At 52.8% G+C, this 339-nt stretch carries 1 pseudogene; it reads right to left on the bottom strand.

Annotated features, from left to right (window positions below):
- Positions 1–60 precede the first annotated feature (60 nt).
- A pseudogene (locus FDX19_RS25010) lies at positions 61–339 on the bottom strand (DEAD/DEAH box helicase); the annotation flags it as partial.

Here is a 339-nt window from a genome sequence, read left to right as displayed (position 1 = left end):
CAAGTGCGGAAACCATCGTTATGGGTAAAGAAGAGAGTCAGCAAAAACAAGAAAAGCGCGCTATGCCACCAGCTGTTTTGCCAGTGCAATTTCCACCGAGTCGCCGTCAGAATTGAGAATATCCAGACCAGATTCAGGGACATCACCCGCCGTGCTTTGCGCCACGGCGATTTTTCTTGCCATCAGGTCGAGACAGGCCATCTGGGAACTTCCCGCATAGCCGAGAAAAATCACTCTGACCGCCTGCTTCTGACCGATACGCCAGGAGCGGCGGGCAGCCTGTAGCAACGTATAGACGTTAAAGCCCGTCTGGAGAAAGACTATTGTCGGAAACTCCAG

Origin of the sequence: Citrobacter sp. wls619 (assembly GCF_005281345.1) — a bacterium.
Taxonomy (GTDB): Bacteria; Pseudomonadota; Gammaproteobacteria; order Enterobacterales; family Enterobacteriaceae; genus Citrobacter.
Note: the sequence above shows the minus strand (reverse complement) of the source record. Positions and strands in the feature narration are given on the sequence as shown.